Genomic DNA, 25,848 nt, shown 5'->3' with positions numbered 1-25,848 from the left:
CTCCGCTCAGAGCTTCGGCTCTTGCCACTGCCGGATGTCGAACACCTGGCCGCCCGGCGGTACGTCGTCAGGGTCGTGCGTGACCAGCACGGTCGGAATGCGCTGGCGCCGGATCTGCTCGAACACGAAGCCGCGGAACTGCGCGCGCAGCGCTGCGTCCAGCCGGGAAAACGGTTCGTCCAGCAGCAGCGCACGAGGCTCGGCCAGCAGCGCCCGCATCAGGCTCACGCGCGCGCGCTGCCCGCCCGATAGGGTGGCTGGGTCGCGGTCGTGAAAGCCCTCCAGGCCGATGTCGCACAGCGTCTGCGCCACCCGCTCGCGCCGGGCGGCGGCGCCGCGCACCGCGGCCGGCAAGGCGAACGCGAGGTTCTGCCCCACGCTCAGGTGGGGGAACAGCAGGTCGTCCTGGAACAGGATGCCTATGCCGCGAGCCTCCACCGGCCAGGCGTCACGCCGGTGGCCGTCCAGCCACAGCTCGCCCTGTGCCTGGAACGCCGGGTCCAGATCGCCCACCAGCCAGTTGAGCAGGGTCGATTTGCCCGAGCCCGACGCGCCGGTCAGTGTGACGATGGCGCCCTGCCCGACCTGCAGGTCCAGACCCGCGATAAGCAGGTTGTCTCCCTTGGCGATGGTCAGATTTCGAACCTCAAGCATCTCAACGCAATCCTTGTCGGCGACGGCCCGCCCATTGCGACAGCAGCGCCGCCAGGCCGAAACCCAGCAACGGCAGCACGATCTGCAGCAGCGCCTGCGCGGCCAGCACACGGCGGTTGCCACCGGCGCTCAGCGCCACCGCTTCGGTGGTCACAGTGGCAAAGCGCCCGCCGCCAGCGAACAGTGTCGGCAGGTACTGCGCCACGCTGACCGAAAAACCGACCGCCAGCGCGGCCAGGATGGGTTTGAGGAGCGTCGGCCACTTGACGCGCAGGCACGCGCCAAGGGGTGTCTGGCCCAGCGCCCGCGCGGTGGTCATCAGCCGCCGGTCGAACGCACGGTAGGGTCCGATGAGCGTGAGCACCATGTAGGGCAGCACCCACAGCAGGTGGCTCCAGAGCAAGCCAGGCGCGGTGCCGTCGGCCGGCACCCTCAGCAGCGCCGCGTACTGCGCCGCCACCAGGGGCAGCGAGGGAATGATCAGCGGCAGATACAGCACCGCGTTGTAGCGCTGCGGCCCCCACTCCAGCCAGACCAGCGCGGCCGGCAGGCACAGCAGCGTGGCCGCGGCCGCCAGCCACAGCGTGGTGCCGATCGGTGCCCAGTCGGCCTGCACCCAGGTCTGGAGCGACAGCGCATCGGGCAATAGCGCGGGGAAGAACCAGGTGTCCGCCAGCGACCACAGCAGAAGCACCGCCACCACCGCATACCCCACCAGAAACAGCGGCTGGTGCAGGCCCCAGCGGGACGGGTTGCTGGCTGGCTGGCGCGCACCGTCAGGATAGGCCGCGCGCCGGACCAGCCCGTGCCATGTCCACCGGGCGCCCACCGCGATGAGCAGAAACAGGCCCAGCAGCACCAGCGACGCCGCCGCCCCCCGCGCCTGCATCGCGGGGTCGGGGTCGGTCAGCCACTGCCAGATCAGTACCGCCAGCGTGGGCGGCGTGCTAGGCCCCAACACCACGGCCATGTCCACCACCGACAGACCGTAGGCCAGCACCGCCGCCAGCGGCCAGCCCAGGCGCGGAAGCAGCTGGGGCCACAGCACGCGCTGCCAAGTCTGGGCGCGGTTGTAGCCCAGCGACCGAGCCACCACCATGTGCCGATGCACCGTCTGCTCGCCCAGCACCGCCACCAGCACCCAGAGCAGGAACCAGCTCTCTTTCAGTCCCAGCGCCAGGGCCAGGCTCAGGCCCAGCGGGTCCTGCACCGTGGTCCAGGCCGGTGGATCGCCCCAGCCCAACAGCGGCGTCACCGCACGCGCCAGCCAGCCCGAGGGAGCGATTAGGAACAACAGGCCGACGGCGAAGGCCGCGTGCGGCACCGACAGCATCAATGGAAGCCGGCGTTGCATCGCCAGCCAGCGCGACCCTGGATACAGCATGGTCGCAAGGCCAGCGGCCAGGGCCATGCCCAGCACGCTGCCCAGCCCGGCCGACACCAGGGTGGTGCGCAGGGCCAGAGGCCATTGGGCGTCGGACCACAGCGCCCGCCAGACCGACAGATCCAGCGAGGGCGCCAGCGCCCAGTACAGGCCGGGCAGCACCGGCCCGACAATCACCAGTGTCGGCAGGGCCGCCAGCCAGACCCGCGCCTGGCGCCTGCGTTGCCGCCCTGAAGGCGCTGGTGGCTGGCTCAGCGAGCCCCGTAGCGCTTGAGCCACTCGCCCTCCAGCGCCTCCACCCAGCTGGCGTGGGGCTCGGCCAGCGTGGGCACGGCCTCGGCCAGCGCGCCCGGCGCCGTCTTGCGCATGGCGGTCTGAATCGGCGCCGGCAGCTTGTTCACATCCAGCACGCTGCCGTCGCCCCAAACCGTGATATCGGCCTTGCGCGCCTGGGCCTCGGGCGACAGCAGGAAGTTGGCCACCACCTGGGCCCCTGCGCGGGCCTTCGCATTGACGGGAATGGCCACGAAGTGCACGTTGCCGATGGTGCCGCCTGTGAAGCCGAAGCTGTAGGCGGTGGCGGGCAGCTGGCGTGAGCTGATCAGGTTCGCGGCCTCGTTGGGGTTGAAGGTGAGCGAGAGCCGGAGCTCGCCATCGGCCAACATGCGGTGCATCTCGGCGGCGCTGGCCGGGAAGGTCTTGCCACCGCGCCAAAGCGCCAGGTGCAACTGGTCCAGGTAGGCCCACAGCGGCGCGGTGGTGGCGCTGAAGCTGGCAGGACTCACCGGTGCCTGCAGCGCCTTGCGGTCAGGTGCCAGTTCGATCAGCACCTGTTTGAGAAAGGTGGTGCCATGGAAATCCGGGGGTTTCGGGTAGCTCACGCGCCCTGGGTTGGCTTTGGCGAAGGTCAGCAACTCGGCCGCCGAGCGCGGTGGCGTAGGTGTGCGAGCCTTGTCGGCGATGAAAGTCAGCTGGGCCGTACCCCACGGCGCCTCGTAGCCCTCCGTAGGCACTGAAAAGTCGCTGCGCACCGGCTTGTTCAGGTCAACCGCGCCCCAGTTGGGAAGGGACTCGGCCCAGGGACCGAACAGCAGACCGGCCTGCTTGAGGTTGCGGAAGTTCTCTCCGTTGATCCACACAAGGTCGACCGAGCCGTCAGTGCGTCTGCCTGCCGCCACCTCGGTCTGCACCCGCTTGACCACCTCGGCCGCGTCCGTCACCTTGACGTGCCGCAGCTCCACGCCATAGCGACCCTTGACCTCCTGTGCCACCCAGGCAATGTAGGCATTGATGACCTCGCCGCCGCCCCAGGCGTTGAAGTACACCGTCTGGCCCTTGGCCTCGGCTTCTGTTTTGGCCCAGTCGGCATGGGCAGCGAACGGGATGCTCAGGCCCAGGGTCAGTGCGGTCAGCGAAGACAATTTCATGCGCGAACTCTCGATAGAACAGGGAAAGGGATCCCAACAGTCGGGCGAGACGCCGGGAACTTACAGACGACGCCGACTGTACGGCCTGACAAGGCCGCCCGAGCGCCACGTGCCGGGAAGGCGTGCACTGATCAACCGAGAGACGCCCACAAAAAAGCCGCCCTGAAGGCGGCCCTTTTGAAGCTTGTCCGCAGATCAGCGGATCACGGCGAGTTCCGAGCGCTTGCCACCCTTGTAGGTGTACAGCGTCAGGGCACCGTTCTTGATGTCGCCCTTTTCGTCGAAGGCGATGGTGCCGGTCACACCCTTGTAGTTGGTTTCCTTCAGCTTCGGCAGGTACTTGGCCGGGTCGGAAGAGTCGGCGGCCTTCATGGCCTCGACCATCACCTTGACGGAGTCGTACACGTACGGTGCGTACACCTGGACGTCGGCGTTGAACTTGGCCTTGAAGTCGGCCTTGAACTTCTCCATGCCAGCCTTGGCTTCACCTTCCACGCCACCGGCTTCCGCGCAGTAGACCTGCTCGTCGGACATGCCGTCGCCAGCCAGGTCCACCAGACCGGACGAGCAGATGCCGTCGCCGCCCATGAACTTGGCCTTGATGCCCAGCTGCTTCATCTGCTTGAGCATCGGGCCAGCCACAGCGTCCATGCCGCCGAAGAACACGATGTCCGGCTTCTTGGCCTTCAGCGTGGTCAGGATGGCGTTGAAGTCGGTGGCCTTGTCGTTGGTGAACTCACGACCAACCACCTTGCCGCCAGCGGCCGTCACGCCCTTCTCGAACTCGTCCGCCACACCTTGACCGTAAGCGGTACGGTCGTCGATGACGGCGATGCTCTTGCCCTTGAGGGTTTCGACAGCGTACTTGCCCAGCGTGCCACCCAGGTGCACGTCGTCGGCCACCACGCGGAACGCTCCGGCATAGCCCTGGCGGGTGTACTTGGGGTTGGTGGCGGAGGGGGAGATCTGGGGAATGCCGGCGTCGTTGTAGATCTGGGAAGCGGGGATGGTGGTACCCGAGTTCAGGTGACCGATCACGCCATTGACTTTGGCGTCCACCAGCTTCTGAGCGGCGGCCGTACCCTGCTTCGGATCACCAGCGTCGTCTTCAGCCAGCAGCTCGAACTTGGCGGGCTTGCCACCGATGGTCAGGCCTGCGGCGTTCAGCTCCTCTATGGCCATGCGTGCGCCGTTTTCGTTGTCCTTGCCGAGGTGGGCGATGGCACCGCTGGTGGGACCGACGTGACCGATCTTGATGACGCCATCGTCTGCTGCGGGTGCGGGAGCGGCGGCAGGCGCCGGAGCAGCAGGAGCGGCGGCCGGAGCTGCCTCTTCTTTTTTGCCGCAGGCGGCCAGAACGACGGCTGCGGAAATGACGGCCAGTTTCAGGTTCAGTTGCATAGGTATCCTCGGAAAGGAATGAATTTTGGAATGCGGAGGGAACTTTTCTCCACATCCATAAAGATACTCCAATTCCTTGCGCCAAGAACGCTGCATCAGGACTTGCGCAAATCGCTTCAAGGGTTTGCCCCAGTGAGCATCATTCCAACGCATGCACCATAAGCCGACTGCATGCAGGTTGGCGACCATTTGTCAGGCCACCGATCCAGACAGGTCGTGAGCGGTGGGCTCAACACCCGCCTGTCGATAGAGCCGCCACCGTTCCCGCCCCTTTTCCCTGCCCCCAGGCTCGGACCCCACCACCTCGATGATCCGCGGCACCACTCCGACGCCACAGAGCGCGTGATCCGACAGATTGATGAGCACATCCACCCGCCCCCATTCGGGCTCACGCTCACCCAGCACGATGGGCGAACGGCGGCGGATGTGCTCTGGAGAACCACTCCTGGCGTGAGGCACAAACTCACCCTGCGCCATGAGCCAGAGGGCCCTGTCTAGCGGATCGATGGATGGCGTGCTGCCAAGCACGTACACCCGGGAGCCCTTGAGGTAGGCCTTACGGAGCAGCCGGCAGAGGTAGGCCGTCCGCTCTCCGACGTTCAGATGAAACGAGACCTCGGTCATGCCTTGCGGGATGCCCTGCCACCCGGGCGCGCCTTTTGGGGTGTTGCAGTCTCGCCCTGGAGATCGCTGAGGTACTGGAGCAACAGGGGAACCGGTCGTCCTGTCGCTCCTTTGCTGGCACCGCTCTTCCAGGCCGTTCCCGCAATGTCCAGGTGCGCCCAGGGCATTTCTGCCACGAACTTCTGCAGGAACTTGGCCGCAGTGATCGCGCCGCCCGCCCGCCCGGCCACATTGCCCATGTCCGCAAAGTTCGACTTGAGGCCTTCGGCGTACTCGTCGTCCAGCGGCAGCCGCCAGCAGAGATCCATCGACCGGTCTCCTGCAGCGAGCAAAGCATCGGCAAGGTCGCTCCGGTTGGCGAACATACCGGACCGGACTGCTCCGAGGGCAATCACGCAGGCACCCGTGAGCGTGGCGATGTCGATCACGCAACGCGGTTTGAATCGCGCAGCGTAGGTCAGTGCATCGCAAAGAATGAGCCGGCCTTCGGCATCGGTGTTGAGGATTTCGATGGTCTGTCCGCTCATGCTGGTGACCACGTCCCCGGGTTTGACGGCGCTGCCGTCCGGCATGTTCTCGCAACTCGGAATGATGCCCACCACGTTGACCTCGGGCTGCAGCTCGGCCAGTCCGGCAAAGGTGCCCAGCACGCTCGCAGCGCCGCCCATGTCGAACTTCATCTCGTCCATCTCAGCCGCCGGCTTGATCGATATTCCGCCCGTGTCGAACGTGATGCCCTTGCCCACCAGCACCACCGGCGCACTGCCCTTGGGCCCACCCTGGTAGTGCATGACAATGAACCGCAGAGGTTGTGACGAGCCCTGCGCCACCGCCATGAAGGCACCCATGCCCAGAGCCGCCACTTCCTTGGGACCGAACACCTCGGTCTTGATGCGCGGCTTGCGCCCGAGCTTGCGCGCGACCTCGGCCAGGTGACTGGGCGTGGCGTGGTTCGCGGGCCGGTTGGCCCATTCCTTGGCCAGCTCGATCCCGGCGACCTGGGCCAGACCGAAGCGGAAAGCGGGACGGGCAGCTGCGACATCGCTCACACCAACGATCACCTGTTTGATCGCGCGGGGGGTGGCCGAAGGTTTGGTGGTCACATAGGAGTAGGTGCTGTCCGCCACCGCCACCATGGCGCTGTGCACAGTGGGCTGGTCGCTCGCCATCCCGCTGAGCAACACAACTATTTTCTTCACGCTGGAGGATTTCAGGCCCGACATCGCCGCCATGACCGCTTTGCGGACCGCTGCCGGCGAGCCGTCACCGGCGCGAGCCAGTGCCACCCGTACCGGCTTGAGTCCCAGGGGCCGGTAAACCGACAGGCACTTGCCCACGCCGGTTTCAAGATCTCCCCGGCGAGAGGCGTCCCGGATCAGGTCGCTCAGGGCGTCGGTACCGTTCAGGCCCTGGGTGTCGTCGGGCACCAGCACCACGAGCGCATCCACCGCGAGCTGACTTGCCTGAACCAGGGAAAGGGCTTTGAGTTCGAAGTCCATAATCGTGTCTTTCCTGTTTGATTCGATGTTATTCCATTCATCCATCCGCACCGAGCTGGCACGCAGTTTCGGCGCCACCCTGGTGGTGCTCTTCACCATCGTGCTGACGGTGCTGCTGATCCGCACACTCGGGCTGGCCTCGCGCGGCAGCGTGAACCCGGAAGAGGTCATGCTGGTGCTGGGCTACACGGTGCTCGGGTATACACAGACCATCCTGACACTGGCGCTGTTCATCGCCATTGTCTCCACCCTTTCGCGCATGTACCGCGAGAGCGAAATGATCATCTGGTTCTCCAGCGGGCGCTCGCTGGGGGGCTTTCTCAGCCCGGTGCTGCGGTTCGCCTGGCCGGTGCTGCTGGTGATCGTACTGATGGTCCTGTTCGTCTGGCCCTGGGCCAACCAACAGACCGCCGAACTGCGCAACCGCTTCGAGAACCGCGGCGACCTCCAGCGCATCGCGCCGGGACAGTTCCAGGAGTCGTCCAGCGGCCGGCGGGTGTTCTTCATCGACAAGGACACCGCCGACGGCACCGAGGGGCGCAACGTGTTCATCTCCAGCATCGAGAAGAACGGCAACGAAACCGTCACCTCGGCGGTGTCCGGGCGCATCGAGTGGCAGGGTGACCGCCAGTTCCTGATGCTCAACAACGGCCAGCGCCTCGAAAGCGACCCGAAGACCGGCCGCATCAAGGTCAGCCAGTTCGAGCAGTACGGCGCGCAGATCGGTGCCGCCTCCGCCTACATCCGCGGCGGTCAGGCGCTCAAGGCGCGCAGCACCCTCGCGCTCATCCAGGACCCCACGCCTGCGCACATGGGTGAACTGGGGTGGCGCATTGGCGTGGCCCTGACGGCCTTCAACCTGGTTCTGCTGGGCGTCGCGACCACCGTCAGCAACCCCCGCGCCGGCCGCAGCGGCAACCTCTTGTTCACGCTCTTTGCCTTCATCGTCTACTTCAACCTGCTCAACGTCGGACAGCGATGGGTGACCGCCGGACAGGTGAGCTGGCTGACGCTGACCGTTCTGCTGCACGGCTCGGTGTTCCTGTTCAGCGCCCTGTGGCTGGCCAAGCGCCACCACAACATCCACTGGCGCAACTGGTTCAGCCAGATCACACGTGGCGGTGCCGCGGGGGCATCTGCATGAAGACCATTCGCCGACTGATCTACGGCGAGGTGCTGATCGCCACTGGGTACGTGCTGCTGGCCTTCCTGTCGCTGTTCTTCTTCTTCGACTTCGTCGAAGAACTGGCGGCAATTGGTCAGCCGTCCCGCCTCGACCCCAAGGTCACCTACGAGCTGACCCACGCCATGCTCTACGTGGCGCTGCTGATGCCCAGCCGCATCTACGAGCTGCTGCCGATTTCAGTGCTCATTGGCTCGGTGGCGGTGCTGGCACGCCTGGCTCAGAGCTCCGAATACACCATCCTGCGCACCAGCGGCCTGGGGCCGTGGAAGGCGCTGCGCACGCTGCTGGGCCTGGGCCTGCTGTTTGTGGCACTCACCTTCGCAGTCGGAGACTATGTCGCCCCGATTGCCGACAAAACGGCGCAACTGCTCAAGGCCCGGTACCAGGGCAAACTGAGCCTGGGTCAGACTGGCGCCTGGCTCAAGGAGAAACAGGCGCACAGCAACTTCTCGGTCAACGTCGGGTCGCTCTCTCCTTCTGGCGAGCTGGGCGAGGTGCGCATCTTCGAGTTCGACAACCAGGGCTTGCTGGTGTCCACGGTGCAGGCCGAGCAGGGCAGGATCGAAGGCAACGGGACCTGGACCCTGAACAAGGTGGTGCAAAGGGAGTTTGATGTGGCAGGCCAGCAGGCTGCCCGGATCGTTCGCAGCCAGCACGAGTCGTTCTCGTGGCCCAGCACCATCTCTGCGGAGATGGTGTCGGTGGCGCTGCTCAAGCCGGACCGCATGCGCACAACCGATCTCTACGCCTATGTGCAGCACCTGGAGGCGAACGGCCAGACCGCGCAGCGCTACGAGATCGAGTTCTGGCGCAAGGTGTTCTACCCCCTCTCCTGCCTGGTGATGGTCGTGCTGTCCCTGCCGTTTGCCTACCTGCATTTCCGCAGTGGCGGCATCACCGGCTACGTGTTCGGCGGCGTGATGATCGGCATCAGCTTCTTCCTGTTGAACAACGTGTTCGGCTACATCGGCAACCTCAACCACTGGCGCCCCTGGCTGGCGGCAGCCTCGCCGGCCATCATCTATTCGTTCCTGTCGCTGGGGGCGTTCGGCTGGCTGGTGCTCAGGCGGTAGCCCATGCTGGGTGTCATCGTATTTGCCCACGGGTCGCGCGACCCCCTGTGGCGGGCGCCGGTGGAGTCGGTGGCCCGGCAGATCCGGCACGCCGATCCTCAGGCGCTCGTGGCCTGTGCCTACCTCGAACTGAGCGAACCCGATCTGCCCACCGCCGCGGCGCAACTGGTGAGCCAGGGGGTGTCCCGCATCCGGGTGCTGCCGCTGTTCTTTGGCATGGGCAAACACGCCCGTGAAGATCTTCCCGTGCTGCTGGACCAGCTTGCCAGGGAGCATCCGGGCGTTCGTTTCGAGCGCCTTGCCACCGCCGGAGAAGATCCGCGCCTGACCGCCTTGCTGGCGCAGATCGCGCTGGAGCCACGCCCATGAACCTGCACCAGTTCCGCTTCGTCCAGGAGGCGGTGCGCCGCAACCTGAACCTGACAGAAGCCGCCAAGGCGCTGCACACTTCGCAGCCCGGCGTTTCCAAGGCCATCATCGAACTTGAAGAGGAGCTGGGCATCGAGATCTTTGCCCGGCATGGCAAGCGCATCAAGCGCATCACCGAGCCCGGTGCGCAGGTGCTCAAGAGCATCGAAGTGATCCTGCGCGAGGTCAACAACCTCAAACGCATCGGCGAGCAGTACGCGGCGCAGGACAGCGGCACGCTCTCGATCGCAACCACCCACACCCAGGCGCGTTATGTGCTGCCCGGACCGGTGGCCAAGCTGCGCCAGGCCTATCCCAAGGTGGCCGTCAGCCTGCACCAGGGCTCGCCCGACCAGGTGGCCAAGATGCTGATCGAGGAGGTCGCCGAGATCGGCGTCGCCACCGAATCGCTCACCAACTACCCCGATCTGGTCACCCTGCCCTGCTACGAATGGCAGCACGTCCTGGTCTTCCCCTACGACCACCCGCTGGTGGCACAGGAGCGCATCACGCTGGAAGACCTGGCCCATGTACCGCTGATCACCTACCACCCCAGCTTCACCGGCCGCACCCGCATCGACCAGGCCTTTGCACTGCGCCACCTGCGGCCCAACATCGTGCTCGAAGCCATCGACTCGGACGTGATCAAGACCTACGTCAAGCTCGGTATGGGTGTGGGCATCGTGGCCGAGATGGCCATGCAGGGTGACAACGCCAGCCCGGACCTGGTTGCCCGCCCTGGCGCCCAGCTGTTCGGCCACAACCTCGCCCGCGTCGCGTTCAAGCGTGGCAGCTACCTGCGGCAGTTCGTGCTGCGCTTTGCCGAGCTGATGAGCGAACGGCTCTCGCGCGACCTGATCTTGCGGGCCATGGCCGGCGACTCCACCGAATACGACATCTGACGCGCACCATGGACACCGCCACCCAAGCCCGCACACCCGCGCTGACTTCGCGCCTGCCCCAGGTCGGCACCACCATCTTCACCGTCATGTCCGCGCTTGCAGCAGAAGTGGGCGCGGTCAATCTCGGACAGGGATTTCCGGACTTCGACTGTGACCCGGAACTGGTCAACGCCGTCACCCGGGCCATGCAGGCCGGTCACAACCAGTACCCGCCCATGCCCGGTGTGCCGGCGCTGCGCCAGGCCATGGCGGCCAAGATGCAGTCCCTCTACGGCCTGCGCTGCGACCCCAACACCGAAATCACCGTCACCGCCGGCGCGACCCAGGCCATCCTGACCGCCATCCTGGCGGTCGTGCATCCGGGCGACGAGGTCATCGTGCTCGAACCCTGCTACGACAGCTACGTGCCCAACATCGAGCTGGCGGGTGGCAAGGTGGTGCGCGTGCCGCTGGTGCCCGGCACGTTCCGGCCCGATTTCGACGCCATCGCCGCCGCGATCACGCCACGCACCCGCGCGCTCATGATCAACAGCCCGCACAACCCCAGCGGCCAGGTCTGGAGCGCCGAGGACATGCAACGGCTCGATGAACTGCTGGCGCCGACCGACGTGCTGCTGATCAGCGACGAGGTCTACGAGCACATGGTCTACGACGGCCAGCAGCACCTTAGCGCCGCACGATTCCCAGGCCTGGCCGCGCGGGCCTTCATCGTTAGCAGTTTCGGCAAGACCTATCACGTCACGGGCTGGAAAGTGGGCACCGTGGTGGCGCCCGCGCCGCTGACGGCCGAGTTCCGCAAGGTGCACCAGTTCAACGTGTTCACCGTCAACACACCGATGCAGCATGCGCTGGCCGCCTACATGGCCGACCCGGCGCCCTACCTGCAGCTGAGCGACTTCTACCAGCGCAAGCGCGACCTGTTCCGCGAAGGCCTGGCGCAGACGCGCTTTCGCCTGCTGCCCGGCCAGGGCACCTACTTCCAGTGCGTGGGCATCGAAAACCTGGCGGTGGCCGAACGCGACCTGCCCGAAGGCGAGTTCTGCCAGTGGCTCACGCGCGAGATCGGTGTGGCCGCCATCCCGCTGTCGGCCTTCTACGGCAACGGCTTCGACCAGAAGGTGGTGCGCTTCTGTTTCGCCAAGAAGGACGAGACGCTGAAGGCTGCGCTGGATCGCCTGGCCCGCCTCTGACACGCCTCGTCAGCAGCGGATTGGGTTGCGGCAGAAGCGCTCCAGCTCCCTCACGGCGCTGCGCCCGGCCACCGGCTGGCGGGCCTTGGGGCCCACGTCCATGCTTAGCTTCATCTCGTATTTGCGAAAGAACTCGTCGAAGAGTTCACCACCCAGCGTGCCAGTCGCCGTCAGCGAATCGGTCCGGGCATCGTGCTCCAGCAGCACGGCACACAAGGGTTGCTCCGCCGGGCCGCCCAGCACCTGGGCACCGCGCGCGGGGTCGTACTGGCTGTGGTCGGCGCAGCAGTGGATCAGGTCGTTGCCGTGGCTGGGTGTCTTGGGGTTGAGCACCGGCCCCTTGCGAAAACTGATGAAGCTCAGGTCCTTCGTCGGGTAGACCAGCTGATGAGCACAGATGGCGCTGAACGCCACCAGGCTGCGGCGCGGTCCCACGCCACCGGGCCACTGGTAGTCCTGCCGTCCCTTGGTGGTCAGCACCACCGGTGTGGCCGGTTTGCCCAGGTCCAGCAGGAACACCGGTGTGGCCTCGAACGGGTAGTGAAACACGTAGTTGGTCTGCGCCCGCAATTGGGACGCCTTGACCGGATCACCCAGCTCGCCCACCAGCAGAACCCTGGCGTAGTGGCGCGGCGAGGCCTGCGCCGCCCAGCTGCCGGTGCTCAGGCTGGCGGCGAGGGCTCCGGCCCCCAGCGCACAGCCTTCCACAAAGTCACGCCGATCCATGGACACCTCCATGACACGAAGGCGCCAGTGAAGCGCAGCCCGGGTGCCTCTGTCAACAGGGCTGCACCGGATCAGGTGTTGAGCTGGGCCCAGGCCTTGTCCAGTCGCTTGATGCTCACCGGTTGCGGCGTGCGCAGTTCCTGCGCGAAGAAGCTCACGCGCAGCTCTTCCAGCAGCCAGCGCAGCTCCTGCAGCCGGGCATCCTGCGCCCCTTTGCGCTCGGCCACCAGGCGCCAGAAGCGCTGGTCCTGGGGCTTGAGCTCCGCGAACTTGGCGGCGTCGCGCGCCGGGTCGCCGCGCAGTTTGTCCAGCCGCAGCTGCACCGCCTTGAGGTAGCGCGGGAAATGCTGCAGCTGGGCGTAGGGCGTGGCGCTCAGGAAGTTCTTGGGCACCAGGCGCTGCAGCTGCTGCTGCACGTCGGTCGCCACGTCGGTCGGCGGCTTGCTGTCCTTGAGCTTGCGGGCGGCAGTCGCATATTCCGTCAGGATCACCCCCGCCTGTCGCGCGATCTCGTTGGCAATCAGGGTCAGGCGCCCTCTGCCTTCGTCCACGCGCGCCTTGAAGGCGGTGGCCTCCGTCGGCAGCGGATCGGTCAGAAAGGCGCGATCCAGGGCCAGGTCGAGGATCTGGTTTTTCAACTCATCCAACGTGCCGCCACCGCCGCCGCTGTCGGTCTTGCCCACGTTCATGTAGGCCACGCCCATGGCCTGCAAGCCCGGCAGGTTCTTTTCCAGGTACTTCAGCGCGTCCCGGATCTGCAGCGCGAACAGGCGGCGCAGGCCGGCGCGGTGGCGCGCCTGGGCCACCTCCGGCTCGTCGAACACCTCGATGCGCACCGCGTCGCCGTCGTCGATCAGCGCCGGGAAGCCGATCAGCGTCTGGCCACCCTTGCGGATTTCCATCAGCTCGGGCAGTTCGCCAAAGGTCCAGCTGGTGTGGCGCTGATCGGCGGTGGCAGCGGGCGGTGACAGTGGTTTGTTCGGTGCCGCCACGCGGCGGGCCCCGTCGGGGGCCACGGGCCGTTCAGCAGACGCCGGAACGACCGCTGCAGGGCCGGCAATGTCCTTGAGCTTGAGCGAGGCCAATGCCTGGAACGCTCCCCGCGCCTGACTCCCCAACTCGGCCTTGAGTGCGCCAAGGTTGCGGCCCTGACCCAGCTGGCGGCCGTGTTCGTCCACCACGCGCAGGTGCATGAAGTGGTGGGCCGGCAGCATGTCGACCTTGATGTCGTTGCGCTGCACCGGCAGTTGCGTTGCGTCGCGCACCAGCTTGAGCAGCGCGTCCATCAGGTTGCCGCTGCCGAAGGTTTCTGGTTGGCACAGGGCCTCGGTCATTTTCTCGGCGGTGGCAGGAAGCGGCACCAGGCGCGAACGCGGGCGCTGGTGCAGGGTCTTGAGGAGGGCCTGCACCTTGTCCTTGAGCATGCCGGGCACCAGCCAGTCGCAGCGGTCTTCGCTGACCTGGTTGAGCGCGAAGATCGGCACGGTCACGCTCACGCCGTCGCGCGGATCGCCCGGCTCGTGCAGGTAGGCCACGGCGCAGTCCACGCCGCCCAGGCGCAGCGTCTTGGGGAAAGCTTGGGTGGTGATGCCCGCGGCCTCGTGGCGCATCAACTCTTCGCGCGTGAGGAACAGCAGTTTCGGGTTCTCGCGCGAGTCGTCGCGCCACCAACGTTCGAAGTCTGCGCCCCCGCACACGTGGGCCGGGATCTGCTGTTCGTAGAAGGCGTAGATCAGCTCGTCGTCCACCAGCACGTCCTGGCGCCGCGCCTTGTGTTCCAGCTCCTGCACCTCGCGCACCGTGCGGCGGTTGGCGGCCAGGAAGGGCAGCTTGCTGTCCCAGGTGTCCTCGTGCAGATGGCCCACCAGGGCTTCGCGGATGAAGATCTCGCGCGCGCCGGCGGGGTCCACCTTGCTGTAATCCACCCGCCGCTGCTGGTAGACCACCAGGCCATAGAGGGTGGCGCGCTCGTAGGCGCTCACGCGACCGGCCTTTTTTTCCCAGTGCGGGTCCAGCACCTGCTTCTTGAGCAGATGCCCGCCCACCTGTTCCAGCCATTGCGGTTCGATGTTGGCGATGCCGCGGCCGAACAGGCGCGCAGTTTCCACCAGCTCGGCGCAGACGATCCAGCGCCCCGGCTTCTTGCTCAGGTTGGCGCCTGGGTGGCGGTGGAACTTGATGCCGCGCGCGCCCAGGTACCAGTCTTCGGTGTCGTTCTTCTGGCCGATGTTGCCCAGCAGGCCAGCCAGCATGGACAGGTGCAGCTGCTCATAGCTGGCGGGTTGCGTGTTGAGTTGCCACTTGTGCTCCGCCACCACGGTGTGAAGCTGCGAATGGATGTCGCGCCACTCGCGCACGCGACGGACATTGATGTAGTTCTCGCGCAGCAGGTTCTCGTACTGGCGGTGGCTGAGCTTGTGGTCGGTGCCATGACCACCCTTGCTGTCCTCCAGCCACTTCCACAGCTTGAGCGTGCCCGTGAACTCGCTCTTCTCGTCGTCGAACTTCTTGTGCGCCTGGTCGGCCTGGGTCTGCTTCTCCAGCGGGCGGTCGCGCACGTCCTGCAGGCTCAGGGCGGAAGCGATGACCAGCACCTCGTCCAGCGCACCGCGCTGCTGCGCTTCCAGCAGGATGCGGCCCACGCGCGGGTCCAGCGGCAGGCGGCTGAGCGTCTGGCCGATGCGGGTCAGCTCGTTGGCCTCGTCCACCGCGCCCAGCTCGGACAGCAGCTGGTAGCCGTCGGTGATGGCGCGGCGCTGCGGCGCCTCCAGAAACGCGAAGTCTTCCACGGCGCCCAGGTGCAGCGCTTTCATGCGCAGGATCACGCCGGCCAGCGAGCTGCGCAGGATCTCGGGGTCGGTGAAGCGCGGGCGACCGTTGAAGTCCGCCTCGTCGTACAGGCGGATGCAGATGCCATCGGCCACGCGGCCGCAGCGACCGGCGCGCTGGTTGGCCGCGGCCTGGCTGATGGGCTCGATCAGCAACTGCTCCACCTTCTGGCGGAAGCTGTAGCGCTTGACCCGTGCCGTGCCAACGTCGATGACGAAACGAATGCCCGGCACCGTCAGCGAGGTCTCGGCCACGTTGGTCGAGAGCACGATGCGGCGCTGGCCGTGCGGCTGGAAGATGCGGTCCTGCTCGGCCTGCGACAGGCGCGCGAACAGGGGCAGCACCTCGGCGTTGCGCAACGCCGGCTGGTGGGCCAGGTGTTTGCGCAGGTGGTCGGCGGCTTCGCGGATCTCTCGCTCGCCCGGCAGGAAGACCAGGATGTCCCCGCCCGAGCCCGCCCCACCGCGCCACAACTCATCCACACCATCGGCGATGGCGTTGTTCAGGTCGTATTCGCGGCTTTCCTCGAACGGCCGGTAACGCACCTCCACCGGGAAGGTACGGCCCGAGACCATCAGCACCGGCGCCTTGCCTTTGGAAGAGGCGAAATAGTCGGCGAACCGGTCCGCATCAATGGTGGCCGAGGTGACGATGACCTTGAGGTCCGGCCGTCGCGGCAGCAGCTGGCGCAGGTAGCCCAGCAGGAAGTCGATGTTCAGCGAGCGCTCGTGCGCCTCGTCAATGATGATCGTGTCGTAGGCCTTGAGGTCCGGATCGGTCTGCGTCTCGGCCAGCAGGATGCCGTCGGTCATCAGCTTGACCGAAGCGTCCCTGGACAACCGGTCCTGGAAGCGCACTTTGTAGCCCACCACCTCGCCCAGCGGAGTCTTCAGCTCCTCCGCGATGCGCTTGGCCACCGAACTGGCCGCGATCCGCCGCGGCTGGGTGTGGCCGATCAGCTGGCCGCGCTGGCCCGGCTTGGCGTTGAGCTTGCCGCGCCCCATGGCCAATGCAATCTTGGGCAACTGGGTGGTCTTGCCCGAACCGGTTTCGCCGCAGACGATCACGACCTGGTGGTCGCGGATGGCGTCCTCGATCTCCTGCCGGCGGGCGGAGACAGGCAGGGATTCGGGAAACTCGATGGTCAGCGGCGCGGAGGACAAGGGGACAACTTCAGTCAAAATCAGGCAACCCGCGATTATCCTGCGCACCCGCCCGTCTGCCCCAGCCGCCCGACATGTCCACCGTCTTCAACTTCACCTTCGTGCCCTGGTTTCGTTCGGTGGCACCGTACATCCACAAGTTCCGGAACCAGACCTTCGTGATCGGCCTGACCGGCGAGGCGATTGCCGCGGGCAAGCTGGCGTCCATCGCCCAGGACATCGCCATGATCCAGGCCATGGGCGTGAAGATCGTGCTGGTGCACGGCTTCCGTCCGCAGGTCAACGAACAACTGCGCCTCAAGGGCCAGGAAGCGAAGTACTCGCACGGCATGCGCATCACCGACCCGATTGCGCTCGACTGCGCGCAGGAGGCCGCCGGCCAGCTGCGCTACGAGATTGAGGCCGCGTTCAGCCAGGGGTTGCCCAACACCCCCATGGCCGGGGCGCGGGTCCGGGTGATCTCGGGCAACTTCATCACCGCGCGACCAGTGGGTCTGATCGACGGCGTGGACTTCCAGCATTCGGGCCTGGTGCGCAAGGTGGACACCGAAGGCATCCAGCGGACCTTGGACATGGGAGCCCTGGTGCTGATCTCCCCGTTCGGCTTCTCGCCCACCGGCGAAGCCTTCAACCTGAGCATGGAAGACGTGGCGACCTCGGTCGCGGTGGCGCTGCAGAGCGACAAGCTGATCTTCCTGACCGAGGTGCCTGGCATCCGCGTCGATGCCAACGACCCGGAAAGCGAGATCGATACCGAGCTGCCGCTGGCCGACGCCAAGCGCATGGTCGCCAGCCTGCCGCCGCCGACCCAGCCCACCGACACTGGCTTCTACCTTCAGCACTGCATCCGCGCCTGCGAAGGCGGCGTGGAGCGCAGCCACATCATTCCGTTCAAGCTCGACGGCTCGCTGCTGCTCGAAATCTACGTGCACGACGGCATCGGCACCATGGTGGTGGACGAGAAGCTGGAGAGCGTGCGCGAGGCCACGCTGGACGACGTCGGTGGCATCCTGGCGCTGATCGAGCCGTTCGAGAAGGACGGCACCCTGGTCAAACGCGACCGCACCGAGATCGAACGCGACGCCAGCAACTACACCATCATCGAACACGACGGGGTGATCTTCGGCTGCGCCGCGCTCTACCCCTACCCTGAGGAGCGCACCGCCGAGATGGCCGCGCTCACCGTTTCGCCCCAGAGCCAGAGCCAGGGCGACGGCGAGCGCCTGCTCAAACGCATCGAAACGCGTGCCCGCGCCCAGGGCCTGCAGAGCATCTTCGTGCTCACCACCCGCACCATGCACTGGTTCATCAAGCGGGGCTTCGTGCAGGTCAACCCCGACTGGCTGCCCGAGGCGCGCAAGCGCAAGTACAACTGGGACCGCCGCAGCCAGGTGCTGGTCAAGAAGCTGGGCTGACACCCGCCCTTGCTGCTTGACGAACGTCAAGCAGCATCGGGATCGTCGGTTCATACTGGGCCTTTGTGACCAGCACATGACCCGACCATGACCGAACGACCCTCCCGCCTCAGCCCCGCCGCCGACGAAGCGGCGCGCAAAACCGCCAGCCGCGCCAACCGCAAAACGGGCGCCCGCCCTGCCACGACCACCAAGGCCGCGTCATCGCGGCGTGTGGCCCTGGGCGATGTCACGGGCAGCACCCGACCCGAACGCATCGCCAAAGTCACAACCAGCACGGTGATCTCCGCCCGACAGGAGGCCAAGGCGGCTGCGGTCAAGGACATCCTCTCCGACACATCGGCCAGCAAGAGCCGCAAAGCCGAAGGCCTGCGTGCGATTTTGGAAGGCGCCTCGCCCGACGACGCCAAGGCGATCCGCGGCCTGCTCAAGGAAACTGCACAGGCGATCAAGGGCCGTGGCAAGGGCGACAGCAATCCCGACGAAGTCCTGTCGACCGACTGGCGCAGCGGCGCCTACCCTTACAAGAACCTGCTCTCGCGCAAGACCTACGAGGCGCACAAGTACCTGCTGCAGGTGGAGCTGCTGAAGCTGCAGGCCTGGGTCAAGGAGAACAAGCAACGGGTGGTGATCCTGTTCGAGGGGCGCGACGCCGCCGGCAAGGGCGGCACCATCAAGCGCTTCATGGAGCACCTCAACCCTCGCGGCGCGCGGGTGGTGGCGCTGGAAAAACCGACCGAAGTCGAGCGTGGTCAGTGGTATTTCCAACGCTACGTGCAGCACCTGCCCACGGCCGGCGAAATCGTGCTGTTCGACCGCAGCTGGTACAACCGCGCCGGCGTCGAACGCGTGATGGGCTTCTGCTCGGACGATGAGTACCAGGAGTTCATGCGGCAGGCGCCGCAGTTCGAGCGCCAACTGGTGCGCAGCGGCGTGCACCTGATCAAGTTCTGGTTCTCGGTCAGCCGCGAAGAGCAGCGCCGCCGATTCAAGGAGCGCAAGGCTCACCCGCTCAAGCAATGGAAGCTCAGCCCCATCGACATGGCCTCGCTGGACAAGTGGGAGGAATACACCAAGGCCAAAGAGGCGATGTTCTTCGAAACCGACACCGCCGACGCCCCGTGGACGGTGATCAAGAGTGACTGCAAAAAGCGCGCGCGCCTGAACGCCATGCGCTACGTGCTGCAAAAGCTGCCCTACTCCAACAAGAGCGCGAAGAACATCGGTTCACTGGATACGCTGATCGTGGGCCGCGCCCACGTGGTCTACGAGCGCGGCGAGCGCCCGGGCTCCGCGATTCTCTGATCAGGCTCTACGGCGCACCAACAGCGCCACCGCCAGCGCCGCGATGCCGGCGAAGCATAGGAAGGACCAATTGGCGATGGACAGACCGAGAAAGGTCCAGTCGATCGCCGAGCAGTCGCCGCTACCCTTGAAGATCATGGGAATCGCGCGCTTGAGCGGGAAGGATTCGATCATTCCGTAGAAGTCGCGCCCGCAGCTGAGCACCTCGGCTGGGTACCACTGCAGAAAGCTCTGACGTGCAGCGACGAAGGCGCCGCCCAGCGCCAGGAGGCCCATCAGTCCGACCGCCACCTGGCGCCCCCGGTTAGACATCGACGCGCCCACGGCCGCAACGATCGCCACCAGGATCAGTGCGTAGCGCTGCACGATGCACATCGGGCAGGGTTCGAGACCCACCACATGCTGCAGGTACATGCCGAAGGCCAGCAGACCGACGCAGGCGGCAGCGACCAGAGTCAGCGCACGGCGTGGGTGCTGGTCAAGAAAATCGATGGCGGGGGTCAGAAAACTCAAGAGAACTCCAGAAGATGAAAAAGGCGCTGCGGGTGGACCCGGCCAGCGCCTTCTAGTTCCAGTGGCAGGCGGTCAGCCGTTGTCGGCGAACGCGCGCTCGATCACAAACTGGCCCGGACGCGTGGTGTTGCCCTCGGCGAAGCCGCGCTTCTCGCACAGCGCCTTGAGGTCGCGCAGCATCTCGGGGCTGCCGCAGATCATGACGCGGTCTTCGGCCGGGTTCAGCTCGGGCAACCCGGTGTCCTTGGCGATCTGGCCGCTCTCGATGATGTTGGGGATGCGGCCCTGGTGCACGAAGGGCTCACGCGTCACGGTCGGGTAGTAGATGAACTGCTGGCTCACCATCTCGCCCAGGAACTCGTGCTGCTTGAGCTGCGTTTCCAGCATGTCGCGGTAGGCCAGTTCCTTGACCTCGCGCACGCCGTGGATCAGCACAACCTGTTCGAACTTCTCGTAGGTCTCGGGGTCGCGCACGATCGAGAGGAACGGCGCCAGCCCGGTGCCGGTGGCCAGCAGGTACAGGCGCTTGGCGGGCAGTAGGTAATCAATCAGCAGCGTACCGGTGGGCTTCTTGCCAACAATGATGGTGTCGCCCACCTGGATGTGCTGCAGGCGGCTGGTCAGCGGGCCGTCCGGCACCTTGATGCTCAGGAACTCCAGATGCTCTTCGTAGTTGGCGCTGGCGATCGAGTAAGCGCGCAGCAGCGGCTTGTCGTTCACCCGCAGCCCGATCATGGTGAAGTGGCCATTGGAGAAGCGCAGCGCCGTGTCGCGGGTGGTCGTGAAACTGAACAGGCGGTCTGTCCAGTGGTGAACGCTCAGAACGCGCTCTTCCAGAAATGCACTCATGGTCTTGAAGGAGATGGGTCCGGCCGGGACGCCAGAGTTGGAAACAAAAACAGTTCGCGATTGTAGAAGTCGGGTTCCGGTGAGCCTTGCGATAAATCAGGAACTGGCACCGGCGCCCGCAGGGCATTCGCTCGCGCCGGGTATTCGTTGCTACAGTGGAGCCCCTTTTGCAGGCCTCCTGCACCATGCGACCCCGGTCTTGCTGGCTGCGCGCATCATGCCGACCTTGGGTTAATACTGGAACGAATAGTTTTTCATTTTACTTAGACACCTAAAGAATAAGGAAACCCCATGGCACGCACCGTTCACTGCATCAAGCTCGGCAAGGACGCCGAAGGCCTGGACTTTCCGCCCTACCCCGGCGAGCTGGGCAAACGCATCTATGAAAGCGTAAGCAAGGAAGCCTGGGCGGCCTGGCTCAAGCACCAGACCATGCTGCTCAACGAAAACCGTCTCAACCTGGCCGATGCTCGGGCCCGCCAGTACCTCGCCCGGCAGATGGAGAAGCACTTTTTTGGTGAGGGCGCCGACGCCGCAGCCGGCTATGTGCCCCCGAGCGCTAGTCAGTAAGCCTCGCGCCCCTGCTTGGTGACCTCCCAATCCCGCCACGCGCTGGTGCTCGGGGCCGGCTTGGCCGGGGCCGCCTGCTGCGCGGCCCTGACCCGTCGAGGATGGCGGGTTGAGCTGATCGAACGCGGCAGCCAGCCCGCCATGGGGGCCTCAGGCCTCCCGGTCGGCATGCTCAGCCCGCATGTCACGCGCGCACCCACACCGCTGTCCCGACTTTGCTCCCTGGGCGTGGCCGATGCACGGTCCCAGTTGGAGCGTCTGGTGCCCCAGGGCCATGGCTGGCAGGCCACGGAAGTCGACAACCTGGGACACGACCCGGGCCGCTGGCCCGCAGCGGTGGTCCGGCCGTCGGCACTGGTCCAGGCCTGGCTGGCCGAGGCGCAGTCCTCCGGCGGCCTGAGCTCCCGCTTCGATGCTGCCGTGGCCCACCTGGCCCGCGAAGATGTCAAGTGGGTGGCCAGGGATGGAGCAGGCACCGTGCTCGGTGCCGCTCCGACGGTGGTGGTGGCCACCGCCTACGGAGCGTTTCCATTGCTGGAAGGCGTCCACGGCCACGGATCGGGCGCCGTGCCGTTGCGACCGGTCAAGGGTCAGTTGACGCTCGCGGCCCTGCGGACGCCACCACTTGCCCCCCGCCCCATGCGCAACAACGGGGTCTTCGTTCCGACCTATGAGGATGCCGGTCTGCCGCCGGCCTGGCCGTCCCGCGTCTGGGCCATGGGGTCCACTTATGAACGCGGTCGCGACGACGCCACGGTGGATCCGGCCGCACACGAGCGCAATGCGGCCAGCCTGGAAGAGATGCATCCAGAGGCGGCCGCCGAGCTGCGGCGCTGCGCCAGCGAAGGGCATCTGCTCGGCTGGTCGCAGGTCCGGTGCGCCTCGCAGGACCGGCTTCCGATGGTCGGCGCCGTGCCCGACCTGAAGGCCTTGCGGGAGCTGTTCGATGCCGCCGGCGCGCGGCGCGGCAGGATCCCGCTGTCGCAGACGCCGCGTCTGTCCGGCCTGTTCATGCTGACAGCGCTAGGCTCCCGCGGCCTGACGCTGGCCCACTGGTGCGCCGATTGGCTGGCCGGCCAGATGAGTGGAGAGTCCTCCCCACTGGCCGAGCAGGATCTGGATCTGGAGAGAGCGCTCGACCCGGCGCGTTTCGCCTGGAAGACGGCCCGCCGACAACCGGTCTGATCTGGCTCAGGCCAGTAGCTCGAGCCAGCGCCGCCACTGGGCTGCCTGCAACGGCCGCCCCACCAGAGCGCTGATGCCCGTGCGTTCGGTATCCCGCCTGAGCCGCCGACGATTGAGCCAGGGTGCCAGGGGGTCGGCGTGCTCGCTGACCCCGACAGTCAAGGCATTGGCGTTGTGCTGGGAAAACAGCCGCGCCAGCTGCCAGGTGTCGACGTGGTGCTCGTCCAGGTCGAACACCCCACACACATAACGGTGGCGTCCGATGCATTCAAGCGCGGCTTCAGTGCTGTCCGCCTCATCCACCTCCGATACCCCCACCCCCGACAGCCACGCAGTCACCTGCCCGCGCTCGGCCGCGGCGCCGACGATCAGCGCCCGCCTGTTCGGATGTGCCGAGTCGGGTTCCAGGGGGCCAGGCTGCGTCACATCGAGATCCAGGAACCCGGAGTCAACCTGCCGTGCGACAAACACCGCGTCCAGATCATTGAGCATGGCGGCCCACTGGATCGGCCGCTGCAGCACCCGCCAGGCGTGCTGAGGCGCATGCGACCCCACCCAGATCAGCCGCTGACCCGCTGGCGTCTCCCGGGCGTGCGACAAGACGGCCTCCGCGGAATCGCCATCCACCAGGGCCACCTCCGCCAGCCGGGTCGGCGCCTGGACACCGGGTGCGGTCAGCGGCACCCAGGGGGCGTAGCTCAGTTCGCGCTCTTCGGACAGCCGGAAGACGGTGTTGAGCGCATGTCGCTCCACGTCACTGAAGCCCACCACCTGCACATGAATCCGCTGCTTGACCATCGGTGCATGTTACCCCTGCGACGGCGCTGCACTGTGAAAAGAGACCAGACATCCGACGCCACTGATAACCAGAAGAAATATATGAACAACCAAAATGTCGTTTGAGACATATGGACAGCTGCGTACAGTCGCGTCCCATGTCAGAACTTGCTTTTGTCTTCGCCGGGTTTTTCGTGGGCCTCGTCGTGGGCCTGACCGGCGTGGGCGGCGGTTCGCTGATGACCCCGATCTTGATTTTCTTCTTCGGGGTCAAGCCCTACCTGGCCGTGGGCACCGACCTCCTGTTCGCCGCCGTGACCAAGGCCGGAGGTACGATCAATTTGGCTCGGCAGCGCCTAGTGCCCTGGCGCGTGGTGGCCCAGCTGTGCGCCGGCAGCATTCCGGCGGCACTGGCCACTCTCTGGGTGCTGCACCAGGTTGGGCCGGCCAGCCCCGCTGTGCAGTCGGTCATGACCCACACCCTGGGTGTGGCGCTGCTGCTGACCGCCGCCGCCATGCTCTACAAGGCGGCCCGCGGCAAGGTGCTGCCGCGCAGCCTGCCCGCGGCCGAGATCGACAACGCCACCCATGCTCGCCACTGGAGCCTGCCGGTGCTCTTTGGTGCCGTCATCGGCACGCTGGTCACCCTCACCTCGGTCGGCGCCGGCGCCATCGGCGTGTCGGTGCTGCTGCTCCTGTTCCCGCTGCTGCCGCTGCCGCGCATCGTGGCCGCCGACATCGCCTACGCCGTGCCGCTGACCCTGGTCGCAGGCCTGGGCCACGCCAGCCTCGGCTCTGTCGACTGGCCGTTGCTGGGCAAACTGCTGGCCGGGTCGCTGCCTGGCATCTGGCTCGGCACCCGCCTGATGCGCCACACGCCCGAGCGCCTCGTGCGTTCCCTGCTCTCGCTGCTGCTGGCATACGCCGGCACCAAGCTCATCGCCTTCTGATTTCTGCCTTCCCACGACAGCCATGTACCAGTACTCCGATTTCGACCGCCAGTTCGTCCACCAGCGCGCCGCCCAGTTCCGCGACCAGCTCGAACGCTTCCAGGCCGGCACGCTGGATGGCGAAGCCTTCAAGCCGCTGCGCCTGCAGAACGGCTGGTACATCCAGCGCTTCGCGCCCATGCTGCGTGTGGCCGTGCCCTATGGCGAAATCAACACCGCCCAGCTGCGCGTGCTGGCCCAGCTGGCCCGAGATTTCGACCACAAGGAAGACCACGACACCTCCAAGGCCAACGCCGCCCTGGCCGACGTGCCCAGCCTGCCCGACCGTTGCGCCCACTTCACCACGCGCCAGAACGTCCAGTACAACTGGATTCCGCTGCACCGCGCGGCCGACGCCATGGACCTGCTTGCCAGTGTGAACCTGCACGGCATCCAGACCAGCGGCAACTGCATCCGCAACATCACCACCGACGCCCTGGCCGGCATTGCCGTCGACGAAGTGGCCGATCCACGCCCCTTTGCGGAAATCATGCGCCAGTGGAGCACGCTGCATCCCGAGTTCGCCTTCCTGCCGCGCAAGTTCAAGATCGCCATCACGGGCGCCCGCGAGGACCGCGCCGCGACTCCCTGGCACGACGTGGGCCTGCGCCTGCTGCGCAATGTGGACGGCGACCTGGGCTTCCAGGTGCGCGTGGGCGGCGGCATGGGCCGCACCCCCATCATCGGCTCGGTGATCCGCGAGTTCCTGCCCTGGAACCAGATCCTCAACTACCTTGAAGCCATCGTCCGCGCCTACAACCGCTTCGGCCGCCGCGACAACAAGTACAAGGCCCGCATCAAGATCCTGGTGAAGGCCGAAGGCCAGTCTTTCACCGACCAGGTGGAAGCCGAATACCGCGACATCGTGGAAAAGGACGGCGCGCCACACACCATCACCCAGGCCGAACTGGACCGCGTGAGCGCCTTCTTCGTCCAGCCCACGCTCAGCTGCGACCGCAAGAGCGCCGACGCCAAGATCGCCAACATCCTCAAGGCCGCCGCTGAGGACGACATTGAATTCAGCCGCTGGCTGACCCGCAACGTCAAGCCGCACCAGAACCCCGACCTGCGCGCCGTCACCCTGTCCTTCAAGCGCCTGGGCTCCGCGCCCGGCGACGCCACGGCAGAACAGCTGGAGCGCGCCGCCGAGCTGGTGGATCGTTTCTCCTGCGGCGAAGCCCGTGTGACCCACGAACAGAACCTGTTGCTGCCCTGGGTCAGCTGCGACCAGTTGCCCGAACTGTGGCGCGAGGCGCGCCGCCTAGGCCTGGCCAAGCCCAACATCGGCCTGCTGTCCGACATGATCGCATGCCCCGGCGGCGACTTCTGCGACCTGGCCAACGCCCGTTCGCTGCCCATCGCCCAGGCCCTGCTGGCCCGCTACAAGGACCTGGACGAGCTGCACGACCTGGGCGAGATCGACCTGCACATCAGCGGTTGCATCAACAGTTGCGGCCACCACCACAGCGGCCACATCGGCATCCTCGGCGTCGACAAGGACGGTCAGGAGTGGTACCAGGTCACGCTGGGCGGCTCCGACGGCACGCGCCTGTCGGGCGAAGCCGTGCCGGGCAAGGTGATCGGCCCCTCATTCGCCGCCGACGAGATGGTCGACGTGATCGAAGCCATCATCGACACCTTCCGTGCCCAGCGCCAGCCGGCCGAGACCTTCGTCAACACCGTCAAGCGCGTCGGCATCGAACCCTTCAAGACCGCCGCCAACGCGGTGCGCGTCGCCACGGCCCGCACCCCGGTCGCCGCCTGAACGCAGGAGCCCAC

Annotated in this window: 22 protein-coding genes; 11 read left to right on the top strand and 11 right to left on the bottom strand. The window is 66.3% G+C overall.

The features are described 5' to 3' along the window. Positions 1-6: 6 nt before the first annotated feature. The 6 genes from ACFOPI_RS20825 to ACFOPI_RS20800 form a co-directional block, all read right to left on the bottom strand. Positions 7-654, bottom strand: coding sequence for an ATP-binding cassette domain-containing protein (locus ACFOPI_RS20825; RefSeq protein WP_382178248.1), 648 nt, complete (start codon positions 652-654; stop codon positions 7-9). Between the two features lies 1 nt (position 655). Further along, positions 656-2,317 carry an ABC transporter permease gene (locus tag ACFOPI_RS20820; RefSeq protein WP_382178245.1) on the bottom strand — a complete coding sequence of 554 codons (1,662 nt, stop codon included), beginning with the start codon at positions 2,315-2,317 and terminating at the stop codon, positions 656-658. Then, positions 2,290-3,465 (bottom strand): ABC transporter substrate-binding protein, encoded by a 1,176-nt coding sequence (locus ACFOPI_RS20815; protein ID WP_382178243.1) that lies wholly within the window; start codon positions 3,463-3,465, stop codon positions 2,290-2,292. Before ACFOPI_RS20815 ends, ACFOPI_RS20820 begins: the two co-directional genes overlap by 28 nt. A gap of 195 nt (positions 3,466-3,660) precedes the next feature. Then, positions 3,661-4,866 carry a branched-chain amino acid ABC transporter substrate-binding protein gene (locus ACFOPI_RS20810; protein ID WP_382178240.1) on the bottom strand — a complete coding sequence of 402 codons (1,206 nt, stop codon included), beginning with the start codon at positions 4,864-4,866 and terminating at the stop codon, positions 3,661-3,663. A gap of 192 nt (positions 4,867-5,058) precedes the next feature. Continuing rightward, positions 5,059-5,490, bottom strand: coding sequence for a DNA polymerase III subunit chi (locus ACFOPI_RS20805; protein WP_382178237.1), 432 nt, complete (start codon positions 5,488-5,490; stop codon positions 5,059-5,061). After that, complete coding sequence (locus tag ACFOPI_RS20800) at positions 5,487-6,989, bottom strand: leucyl aminopeptidase (RefSeq protein WP_382178235.1); 1,503 nt, start codon at positions 6,987-6,989, stop codon at positions 5,487-5,489. Before ACFOPI_RS20800 ends, ACFOPI_RS20805 begins: the two co-directional genes overlap by 4 nt. A gap of 25 nt (positions 6,990-7,014) precedes the next feature. Between ACFOPI_RS20800 and lptF the strand changes: the two genes are divergently transcribed. From lptF to ACFOPI_RS20775, 5 genes are read left to right on the top strand one after another with little or no spacing between them, the layout of a single operon-like run. Further along, the gene (gene lptF / locus ACFOPI_RS20795; RefSeq protein WP_382178233.1) at positions 7,015-8,133 is read left to right on the top strand and encodes an LPS export ABC transporter permease LptF; all 1,119 of its coding nucleotides are present in this window, start codon (positions 7,015-7,017) and stop codon (positions 8,131-8,133) included. After that, positions 8,130-9,248 carry an LPS export ABC transporter permease LptG gene (lptG, locus tag ACFOPI_RS20790; protein ID WP_382178230.1) on the top strand — a complete coding sequence of 373 codons (1,119 nt, stop codon included), beginning with the start codon at positions 8,130-8,132 and terminating at the stop codon, positions 9,246-9,248. Before lptF ends, lptG begins: the two co-directional genes overlap by 4 nt. Before the next feature lie 3 nt (positions 9,249-9,251). Beyond that, on the top strand, positions 9,252-9,617 hold the full coding sequence (locus ACFOPI_RS20785) for a sirohydrochlorin chelatase (RefSeq protein ID WP_382178227.1): 366 nt from the start codon (positions 9,252-9,254) through the stop codon (positions 9,615-9,617). After that, entirely contained in the window at positions 9,614-10,558 is a 945-nt protein-coding gene (locus tag ACFOPI_RS20780) for a CysB family HTH-type transcriptional regulator (protein ID WP_382178225.1), read from the top strand. The genes ACFOPI_RS20785 and ACFOPI_RS20780 overlap by 4 nt, the downstream gene beginning before the upstream one ends. Positions 10,559-10,566: 8 nt before the next feature. Further along, on the top strand, positions 10,567-11,748 hold the full coding sequence (locus ACFOPI_RS20775; protein WP_382178222.1) for a pyridoxal phosphate-dependent aminotransferase: 1,182 nt from the start codon (positions 10,567-10,569) through the stop codon (positions 11,746-11,748). Positions 11,749-11,757: 9 nt separating this feature from the next. On the opposite strand, the gene ACFOPI_RS20770 is transcribed toward ACFOPI_RS20775, so the two are convergent. Both ACFOPI_RS20770 and hrpA read right to left on the bottom strand, forming a co-directional pair. After that, complete coding sequence (locus tag ACFOPI_RS20770) at positions 11,758-12,474, bottom strand: twin-arginine translocation signal domain-containing protein (RefSeq protein ID WP_382178219.1); 717 nt, start codon at positions 12,472-12,474, stop codon at positions 11,758-11,760. Positions 12,475-12,545: 71 nt separating this feature from the next. Continuing rightward, positions 12,546-16,466: an ATP-dependent RNA helicase HrpA gene (gene hrpA / locus ACFOPI_RS20765; RefSeq protein WP_382178216.1), complete on the bottom strand. Its 3,921-nt coding sequence runs from the start codon at positions 16,464-16,466 to the stop codon at positions 12,546-12,548. Between the two features lie 74 nt (positions 16,467-16,540). Here hrpA and argA point away from each other — a divergent pair, with 74 nt between their 5' ends. After that, positions 16,541-17,881: an amino-acid N-acetyltransferase gene (gene argA, locus ACFOPI_RS20760; RefSeq protein ID WP_382178213.1), complete on the top strand. Its 1,341-nt coding sequence runs from the start codon at positions 16,541-16,543 to the stop codon at positions 17,879-17,881. A gap of 87 nt (positions 17,882-17,968) precedes the next feature. Continuing rightward, positions 17,969-19,186 carry a polyphosphate kinase 2 gene (ppk2, locus tag ACFOPI_RS20755; protein ID WP_382178210.1) on the top strand — a complete coding sequence of 406 codons (1,218 nt, stop codon included), beginning with the start codon at positions 17,969-17,971 and terminating at the stop codon, positions 19,184-19,186. On the opposite strand, the gene ACFOPI_RS20750 is transcribed toward ppk2, so the two are convergent. Next, positions 19,187-19,690 carry a disulfide bond formation protein B gene (locus ACFOPI_RS20750; RefSeq protein WP_382178775.1) on the bottom strand — a complete coding sequence of 168 codons (504 nt, stop codon included), beginning with the start codon at positions 19,688-19,690 and terminating at the stop codon, positions 19,187-19,189. It lies immediately after the preceding gene. Positions 19,691-19,771: 81 nt separating this feature from the next. Beyond that, positions 19,772-20,548 carry a ferredoxin--NADP reductase gene (locus tag ACFOPI_RS20745; protein ID WP_066151134.1) on the bottom strand — a complete coding sequence of 259 codons (777 nt, stop codon included), beginning with the start codon at positions 20,546-20,548 and terminating at the stop codon, positions 19,772-19,774. Between the two features lie 291 nt (positions 20,549-20,839). Here ACFOPI_RS20745 and ACFOPI_RS20740 point away from each other — a divergent pair, with 291 nt between their 5' ends. Together ACFOPI_RS20740 and ACFOPI_RS20735 are read left to right on the top strand one after the other, a co-directional pair. Further along, on the top strand, positions 20,840-21,118 hold the full coding sequence (locus ACFOPI_RS20740) for an oxidative damage protection protein (RefSeq protein ID WP_382178207.1): 279 nt from the start codon (positions 20,840-20,842) through the stop codon (positions 21,116-21,118). A gap of 18 nt (positions 21,119-21,136) precedes the next feature. Then, entirely contained in the window at positions 21,137-22,303 is a 1,167-nt protein-coding gene (locus ACFOPI_RS20735; RefSeq protein WP_382178205.1) for an FAD-dependent oxidoreductase, read from the top strand. 6 nt (positions 22,304-22,309) lie between these two features. Here the strand turns inward: ACFOPI_RS20735 and ACFOPI_RS20730 are convergent, their stop codons facing one another. After that, the gene (locus tag ACFOPI_RS20730) at positions 22,310-23,101 is read right to left on the bottom strand and encodes a hypothetical protein (RefSeq protein ID WP_382178203.1); all 792 of its coding nucleotides are present in this window, start codon (positions 23,099-23,101) and stop codon (positions 22,310-22,312) included. Positions 23,102-23,238: 137 nt separating this feature from the next. On the opposite strand from ACFOPI_RS20730, the gene ACFOPI_RS20725 reads away from it, so the two are divergent. Further along, complete coding sequence (locus ACFOPI_RS20725) at positions 23,239-24,030, top strand: sulfite exporter TauE/SafE family protein (RefSeq protein WP_382178201.1); 792 nt, start codon at positions 23,239-23,241, stop codon at positions 24,028-24,030. Between the two features lie 22 nt (positions 24,031-24,052). Beyond that, positions 24,053-25,834 (top strand): nitrite/sulfite reductase, encoded by a 1,782-nt coding sequence (locus tag ACFOPI_RS20720; RefSeq protein WP_382178199.1) that lies wholly within the window; start codon positions 24,053-24,055, stop codon positions 25,832-25,834. Positions 25,835-25,848 lie beyond the last annotated feature (14 nt).

This window comes from Hydrogenophaga luteola (assembly GCF_042648585.1).
GTDB lineage: Bacteria > Pseudomonadota > Gammaproteobacteria > Burkholderiales > Burkholderiaceae_C > Hydrogenophaga > Hydrogenophaga luteola.
Note: the sequence above shows the minus strand (reverse complement) of the source record. Positions and strands in the feature narration are given on the sequence as shown.

Bases quoted from the DNA above. Each gene is read 5' to 3' on its own strand.
- ACFOPI_RS20825 (WP_382178248.1), bottom strand. From the start codon at position 654: ATGCTTGAGGTTCGAAATCTGACCATCGCCAAGGGAGACAACCTGCTT.
- ACFOPI_RS20815 (WP_382178243.1), bottom strand. From the start codon at position 3,465: ATGAAATTGTCTTCGCTGACCGCACTGACCCTGGGCCTGAGCATCCCG.
- ACFOPI_RS20810 (WP_382178240.1), bottom strand. From the start codon at position 4,866: ATGCAACTGAACCTGAAACTGGCCGTCATTTCCGCAGCCGTCGTTCTG.
- ACFOPI_RS20805 (WP_382178237.1), bottom strand. From the start codon at position 5,490: ATGACCGAGGTCTCGTTTCATCTGAACGTCGGAGAGCGGACGGCCTAC.
- ACFOPI_RS20800 (WP_382178235.1), bottom strand. From the start codon at position 6,989: ATGGACTTCGAACTCAAAGCCCTTTCCCTGGTTCAGGCAAGTCAGCTC.
- lptF (WP_382178233.1), top strand. From the start codon at position 7,015: ATGTTATTCCATTCATCCATCCGCACCGAGCTGGCACGCAGTTTCGGC.
- lptG (WP_382178230.1), top strand. From the start codon at position 8,130: ATGAAGACCATTCGCCGACTGATCTACGGCGAGGTGCTGATCGCCACT.
- ACFOPI_RS20785 (WP_382178227.1), top strand. From the start codon at position 9,252: ATGCTGGGTGTCATCGTATTTGCCCACGGGTCGCGCGACCCCCTGTGG.
- ACFOPI_RS20780 (WP_382178225.1), top strand. From the start codon at position 9,614: ATGAACCTGCACCAGTTCCGCTTCGTCCAGGAGGCGGTGCGCCGCAAC.
- ACFOPI_RS20775 (WP_382178222.1), top strand. From the start codon at position 10,567: ATGGACACCGCCACCCAAGCCCGCACACCCGCGCTGACTTCGCGCCTG.
- ACFOPI_RS20770 (WP_382178219.1), bottom strand. From the start codon at position 12,474: ATGGATCGGCGTGACTTTGTGGAAGGCTGTGCGCTGGGGGCCGGAGCC.
- argA (WP_382178213.1), top strand. From the start codon at position 16,541: ATGTCCACCGTCTTCAACTTCACCTTCGTGCCCTGGTTTCGTTCGGTG.
- ppk2 (WP_382178210.1), top strand. From the start codon at position 17,969: ATGACCGAACGACCCTCCCGCCTCAGCCCCGCCGCCGACGAAGCGGCG.
- ACFOPI_RS20745 (WP_066151134.1), bottom strand. From the start codon at position 20,548: ATGAGTGCATTTCTGGAAGAGCGCGTTCTGAGCGTTCACCACTGGACA.
- ACFOPI_RS20740 (WP_382178207.1), top strand. From the start codon at position 20,840: ATGGCACGCACCGTTCACTGCATCAAGCTCGGCAAGGACGCCGAAGGC.
- ACFOPI_RS20730 (WP_382178203.1), bottom strand. From the start codon at position 23,101: ATGGTCAAGCAGCGGATTCATGTGCAGGTGGTGGGCTTCAGTGACGTG.
- ACFOPI_RS20725 (WP_382178201.1), top strand. From the start codon at position 23,239: ATGTCAGAACTTGCTTTTGTCTTCGCCGGGTTTTTCGTGGGCCTCGTC.
- ACFOPI_RS20720 (WP_382178199.1), top strand. From the start codon at position 24,053: ATGTACCAGTACTCCGATTTCGACCGCCAGTTCGTCCACCAGCGCGCC.